The 6,518-nt window shown below is 61.2% G+C and carries 5 protein-coding genes; all 5 read right to left on the bottom strand.

Annotated elements, in window-relative coordinates:
* Nucleotides 1-162: 162 nt before the first annotated feature.
* Complete coding sequence (gene gsiD, locus N438_RS06795; protein WP_116696194.1) at nucleotides 163-1,074, bottom strand: glutathione ABC transporter permease GsiD; 912 nt, start codon at nucleotides 1,072-1,074, stop codon at nucleotides 163-165.
* Between the two features lies 1 nt (nucleotide 1,075).
* A complete protein-coding gene (gene gsiC, locus N438_RS06790; RefSeq protein ID WP_008805798.1) occupies nucleotides 1,076-1,996 on the bottom strand; it encodes a glutathione ABC transporter permease GsiC in 921 nt (306 codons plus the stop codon).
* Between the two features lie 72 nt (nucleotides 1,997-2,068).
* Entirely contained in the window at nucleotides 2,069-3,610 is a 1,542-nt protein-coding gene (gene gsiB, locus N438_RS06785; RefSeq protein ID WP_004176731.1) for a glutathione ABC transporter substrate-binding protein GsiB, read from the bottom strand.
* Nucleotides 3,611-3,642: 32 nt separating this feature from the next.
* Complete coding sequence (gene gsiA / locus N438_RS06780) at nucleotides 3,643-5,502, bottom strand: glutathione ABC transporter ATP-binding protein GsiA (RefSeq protein WP_048267696.1); 1,860 nt, start codon at nucleotides 5,500-5,502, stop codon at nucleotides 3,643-3,645.
* Nucleotides 5,503-5,519: 17 nt separating this feature from the next.
* On the bottom strand, nucleotides 5,520-6,461 hold the full coding sequence (gene iaaA / locus N438_RS06775; RefSeq protein WP_116696193.1) for a beta-aspartyl-peptidase: 942 nt from the start codon (nucleotides 6,459-6,461) through the stop codon (nucleotides 5,520-5,522).
* Nucleotides 6,462-6,518: the final 57 nt, after the last annotated feature.

Raw genomic sequence — 6,518 nt, 5'->3', positions numbered from 1 at the left:
TTGCTGGCCGGAGCCCGGGGGTACAGGGGGCGGCGGCGACTGGCCGCCCCCTGTGCGCTCCCTGCGCCATGCCAGACATAACGCAGAAGATTAACCGGGAGCGCAATGTGCGCTGAAGCCGCAAATAATATAAAGCACCGCACGGCGGTGCTTTCCCTCACCCTACCCCTTTAACTTCGGATCCAGCGCATCGCGCAGGCCATCTCCCAGCAGATTAAACGCCAGCACGGTCACGAAAATCGCCACCGCCGGAAACAGCGCTACGTGCGGGGACATCACCATATCCGCCCGCGCCTCGTTGAGCATCGCGCCCCACTCCGGGGTGGGCGGCTGCGCGCCGAGGCCGAGAAACGACAGACTGGCCGCCGAAATAATCGACACCCCAATACGCATGGTGAAATAAACCACGATCGATGACACCGTCCCCGGCAGGATGTGGTTGAACAGAATGGTGGCGTCGCTGGCGCCGATGCTGCGCGCCGATTCAATAAAGTTCTGCTGCTTTAACACCAGCGTATTGCCGCGCACCAGACGAGCAAACGCCGGGATCGAGAAGATCGCCACGGCGATGATCACGTTGGCCATCCCGCTGCCCATGACAGCGACCACCGCGATCGCCAGCAGGATCCCCGGAAAGGCGAACAGCACGTCGCAAAGTCGCATAATGAGCCGGTCCCACCAGCCCTCATAATACCCGGCCAGTAGCCCAAGCACCGTGCCGATAGCCGCGCCAATCAGCACCGCCAGTACCCCGGCAGCCAGCGAGATCTGCGCCCCGACCAGCACCCGGCTGAAAATATCGCGCCCCAGCGAGTCGACACCGAACCAGTGCACCAGCGAGGGCCCCTCGTTAAGCCGGTCATAATCGAAATAATTTTCCGCATCGTACGGTGCTATCCATGGCGCAACGATGGCTACCGCAATCAGCAACAGCACGAAAATACCAGCGCCCATCGCCACCGGCTGGCGACGAAAGCGCCGCCAGAACTCATGCCATGGGGTATGGATCTCGCCGGGTCTGATACCCGGCATGGCGTTCAGCGCCGCCTGCCTTCTCCAGTTGAGCAATCGCACCTTACTTATACCTGATAGCCGGGTTAATGGCCGCGTACAGCACATCCACCACTAAATTGATAAGAATAAACTCCAGCGAAAAGAGCAGGACTTCCGCCTGAATTACCGGGTAATCGCGCATCTCTACCGAATCGACCAACAGGCGCCCAAGTCCCGGCCAGTTAAACACCTTTTCCACGACGATCGACCCACCGAGCAGAAAGCCGAACTGTAGCCCCATCATGGTCACCACCGGGATCATCGCATTGCGCAGGCCATGCTTGAGCACCACCCACGTTTCGCTCACCCCTTTCGCCCGCGCGGTACGCATATAGTCTTCATGCAACACATCAACGAACGACGCGCGGGTAAAGCGCGCCATGACCGCCGCTACCGCCGCGCCAAGGGTCAACGATGGCAAAATATAGTGCCGCCAGCTGTCGGCCCCCACCGTCGGCAGCCAGCCCAGCTCAACCGAAAACACCTGCATCAGCAGCATGCCGAGAGCAAAAGCCGGAAACGAAATGCCGCTCACCGCCAGCGCCATTCCCAGACGGTCGGGCCAGCGATTGCGCCACACCGCGGCCGCGATCCCCGCCGCCATCCCGAACAGTACCGCCCAGCTCATGCTGGCCAGCGTCAGCCACAGCGTGGGCATAAAGCGGCTGGCTATTTCACTGGAAACGGGACGCCGCGAGGCCATGGAAATGCCAAAATCGCCGCGCAACACGTTGGTGATGTAGTGCCAGAACTGGACATGCAGCGGCTGGTCAAGCCCCAGCTGCTGGCGCACCATCGCCACCACCTGGGCATCGGCCTCCGGTCCGGCAATCAGCCGCGCCGGGTCACCGGGCAGCATATGGACGAACAGAAACACCAGTACTGCGACGATAAGCAGGGTGGGGATCAGCCCCAGCAGGCGCTTAATCACATAGTTGAGCATCATACCTCCGCAACCCGCCCCGCGGAAAAACCGCCCCCCATGCGCTGGCGCCGGAGAGCATCATCCCATCCTTCACGGTGTTAAATCTGCCTGTTCAAAACTAAAGCCAGTATCCGGCTGGATATAGAAACCGGTGAGGTTCTTGCTGTGGGCGGAGACCAGTTTCTCGACCACGAGCGGTACCCACGGCGACTCTTTCCAGATAATATCCTGCGCCTCTTTATAGAGTTTGGTTTTCTCTTGCGGGTCGGTGGTTTTCAGCGCCTCGCTCAGCGCGTTATCCACCTGCGGGTTGCTGTAAAACGCGGTATTAAACAGCGTCGGCGGCCAGTTTTGCGAGGCGAACAGCGGCGACAACGCCCAGTCGGCTTCACCGGTGGAGGCGGACCAGCCGGTATAGAACATCCGTACCCCGCTCTCTTTCTGCCCTTTACCTTCCACTTCCGCCGCCCGCTGACCAGCGTCCATCGCCGTCACCTGCGCCTTAATCCCCACCTGCGCCAGCTGCTGCTGGGTGAACTGCAGTACTTTCTGCGCGGTGCTGTGATTATGTGATGACCATAGCGTGGTGCTGAAACCGTTAGGGTAGCCAGCCTCTTTCAGCAACTGGCGAGCTTTCGCCGGATCGTAGGGCCAGGCGGTGTAAGTCTGGGCGTAGGCAATCGACGGCGGCACCACCCCGGTCGCCGGGGTGGCGTATCCGGCAAACGCCACCTTGACCAGCGCCTGACGGTTAATCGCATAGTTGATGGCTTCACGCACCTTCGGATTATCGAACGGCTTCTGCGTCACGTTCATGCTGATGTAGCGCTGCATGATCGACGGGCTGGCCACCAGCTCCAGTTTGCTGTTTTTTGCCAGCAGCGGCGCCTGTTCGTAAGGGATCGGGAAAGCAAACTGCGCTTCGCCGGTCTGCAGCATCGCCGCCCGGGTGTTGTTATCCACCACCGGACGCCAGGTGATGGAGTCCAGCTTCGGCAGGCCTGGCTGCCAGTAACCATCGAACTTGCTGACCTTCACGAAATCTGTCTGGTTCCAGGTGTCGAGCTTATACGGCCCGGTACCCACCGGATGGAAGCCAATATCCTTGCCATATTTTTTCAGCGCCGCCGGCGAAATCATCGCCGTCGCCGGATGGGCGAGAATGTTAATAAATGCCGAGAAGGGCTGCTTCAGGGTAATTTTGACCGTGGTCGGATCGACCGCCTCGGTGCTGGCGATATTTTTATACAGGTTATAGCGCTTGAGATGGTTATCCGGGTTACTCGCGCGGTCGAGGTTAGCCTTGACCGCCTCGGCGTTAAAGTCGGTGCCATCCTGGAATTTCACCCCGCTGTGCAGCTTGATGGTGTACACCAGGCCGTCCGGTGACACGGTATAGCTCTCGGCAAGAACATTTTGTAGCTTCATCTCTTTATCAAGGCCGAACAGGCCTTGATAAAAGGACTTCGCCACCGCCTGCGACAGGGTATCGTTGGCATCATAGGGATCGAGCGTCGTAAAGTTAGACCCGACCGCCACGACCACATCTTTGGCGGCAAAGGCAGGGGCGCTCGCCAGGGCCGCCGCGATACTCAGCGCCAGCCACCATTTGCGTGAAACAGGTTGTGTCATCGTATTCTCCTGAAAAGGTGCGTTATGTGTTGTTATGCTCTGCCCAGCACATCGGCGGATTCGCGGGCGACAAAGTGGTCCGGCCCAACCTGCTGCAATGGCACGCTGGCCATCTCCTCGCCCCGCTTATAGATATTGCCCGGGACGTCATCAGACAGCAGGACTCGCTGCGGATGACGGTAGGCCGGGTCGGCCACCGGTACGGCGGCCATTAGCTTACGGGTATAGGGGTGCTGCGGGTTTTCAAACACCGCACGGCGCGGGCCTATTTCGACAATGCGACCGCGATACATCACCGCCACGCGGTGGCTGATGCGCTCCACCACCGCCATATCATGGGAAATAAACAGAAACGCGATACCCATCTCGCGCTGCAGGTCGAGCATCAGATTGATAATCTGCGCCCGAATGGAGACATCCAGGGCCGACACCGACTCATCGGCTATCACCACCTTCGGATTCAGCGCCAGCGCGCGGGCAATGCAGATCCGCTGCCGCTGGCCGCCGGAAAAGGCATGGGGGTAACGCCAGGCATGCTCCGGCTGAAGCCCCACGCGCTTCAGTAGCCAGGAAACCCGCTCACGCGCGGCTTCACCATGCAGCAGGCCATGCACCCGCAGCGGCTCCATGATCGAGTCACCGACCGTCTGACGCGGGTCAAGCGAAGCGTAAGGATCCTGAAAAATAAACTGAATATTACGGCGCAGGGATTGCAGCTTGCTGCCGGAGAGCGTATCAATCCGTTGGCCGTCGAAGGTAATGGTGCCACCCTGGGTTTCGACCAGTCTCAGCAGCGCCCGGCCGGTGGTCGACTTGCCGCAGCCGGACTCTCCCACCAGCGACAGGGTCTCTCCCGGCCAGAGATCAAAACTGATCTTCTCCACCGCATGCACTTCGCGCGTCACGCGATTGAGCAGCCCACCGCGCACCGGAAAACGGGCCACCAGGCCGCGCACCTGCAGGATAGGCTCCCCCGCCGCCACCGTGTCTGGCGTTTCGGTCTCCGCCTGCGGCTGACCGGGAAGCGAAAAACGGCGCGGCAGATCCTGACCCCGCATCTCCCCCAGCCGCGGAACCGCCGCCAGCAGCGACTGAGTATAAGGGTGCTGCGGCGAACGAAAGATCTCCTCAACGCTGCCGGTCTCTACCGCCTCACCGCGATACATCACCAGCACCCGATCGGCGATATCGGCCACGACGCCCATATCGTGGGTAATAAAGATCACCCCCATCGCCATCTCCTTTTGCAGGACGGCAATGAGTTGCAAAATTTGCGCCTGGATGGTGACATCCAGGGCCGTGGTCGGCTCATCGGCTATCAACACCGCCGGCCGGCAGGAGAGCGCCATGGCGATCATCACCCGCTGGCGCATGCCGCCGGAGAGCTGGTGCGGATAGCGTGAGAGCATCTCTTCCGCCTGGGGAATACGTACCTGGTCGAGCATCTTTTTCGCCGCGCGCAGCGCCTCTTCGCGCCCCAGCCCCTGGTGCAGGCGCAGGGATTCGGCGATTTGTTCGCCGATGGTAAAAACCGGATTCAGCGAGGTCATCGGCTCCTGAAAAATCATGGCCAGATCCGCGCCGCGCACCCGGCGCATCTCGGCGTCCGTTTGCTCATTGAGCGCGATCACCTGCCGGTTACGCCGCCGCAGCCACAGCCCCTCGCTGCTCACTTCGCTGCTGGCGGCGTCAAGCAAACGCATCAGCGCCAGCGCGGTCACCGATTTTCCCGAACCGGACTCACCCACTATCGCCAGCGTCTCGCCGCGACGCAGGCTGAAGGATAGCTGACGCACGGCCTGCACCTCTGGCGCATCCTGTTGGCGAAAGGCCACGTTCAGGTTGCGCACTACCAGCACTTCGCAGGTATCGGTTTCGTGAGTTTGCGACACTCTCCCTCTCCCTTCTTCTATTCGCGATAAATGCCAATGGTCGGCGTATCGCCGGCATAGCACCAGGCGCGGTACATGCCTTCACTGTTAAACGGTAAAACGACGTTACCTTCGCGATCGACGGCAATCAGCCCGCCGCTACCGCCGAGAGCCGGCAGTTTCTCCATCACCACCCGCTCGCAGGCGGTGTAGAGACTCAACTGACCATACTCCATCAGGGCGGCGATATCGTAGGCCGCCAGGGTGCGCATAAAAACTTCGCCGGTGCCGGTGCAGGAGACCGCCACGCTGGCATTGTTGGCATAGCATCCCGCGCCCGGCAGCGGGCTGTCGCCGACGCGTCCGGGCAATTTGTTGGTCATGCCGCCGGTGGAGGTTGCCGCCGCCAGATTGCCAGCCAGGTCGAGCGCCACTGCGCCGACGGTGCCCATTTTCTGGCGTTCATCGAGCGGGGCGGCGTGGTGGTCGAGGATAATCTCCCCGCCCGCTTTCGCCTCCTGCAGCTGCAGCAGGCGCTCGGGCGTGGAGAAGAGATCGTTTTCCACGCGTTCCATCCCCCGGGAGAAGGCGAAATTTTCCGCGCCCTCGCCAATCAGCAGCACGTGCGGGCTCTCCTCCAGTACCAGACGCGCCGCCAGCACCGGATTACGCAAATGTTTGACCCCGGCCACCGCGCCCGCCTGCAGGCTGTAGCCATCCATTACGCAGGCGTCCAGCTCGTGGGTTTGATCGTGGGTAAATACCGCGCCCATCCCGGCGTTAAACAGCGGGCACTCTTCCAGCAGCCGAACGGCCTCGGTCACGGTATCCAGCGCACTGGCGCCCGCAGCCAACATCTTCTGCCCGCTTTCGACGATAGTCGACAGCGCCGCCGCATACTCTCGCTCCCGCTCCGGCGTCATCTGCGCGCGAGAAATCGCCCCTGCGCCGCCGTGAATTGCTATAACCGCCTTGCCCATTTCGCCAGTCCTTAACGATGAAGTGGATCGCCCCTGCCCCGTCGTACCGCGGCGCGG

The sequence above is a fragment of the Klebsiella sp. GL120222-02 genome (assembly GCF_003097195.1).
GTDB classification, from domain to species: Bacteria; Pseudomonadota; Gammaproteobacteria; order Enterobacterales; family Enterobacteriaceae; genus Klebsiella; species Klebsiella variicola.
The sequence above is the reverse complement of the archived record's forward strand: the minus strand, read 5'-3'. Positions and strand labels throughout refer to the sequence as shown.